Raw genomic sequence first — 247 nt, forward strand, 5'->3', positions numbered from 1 at the left:
ATGGTGGTTTCTGTTGGATCATCTTCTGTGTTACCATCCGTGTCATCTCCATCATCACTCGTGTCATCAACATTGGTATCTGCCGGACTGTCTCCATCGGCTAACACACTGTTGCTAAAGCCTCCGGCATCTACTGCATCTTGCTCGATCACATAAGTCGCTGTATACGTAGCCGTCTCGCCGACCAATAAGTCGCCTTCTAAACTGCCGGCATCCGCACTGACGAACGTTGGACCTGTTAATAAGG

Annotated in this window: 1 protein-coding gene; it reads right to left on the reverse strand. The window is 49.8% G+C overall.

Annotated features, from left to right (window positions below; translation table 11 throughout):
* A partial coding sequence (locus ACXAFS_RS15320) for a DUF7507 domain-containing protein (protein WP_475308053.1) occupies nucleotides 1–188 on the reverse strand: 188 nt, incomplete at its 3' end.
* Between the last annotated feature and the right edge of the window lie 59 nt (nucleotides 189–247).

Source organism: Winogradskyella sp. ABM4_392 (genome assembly GCF_056160445.1).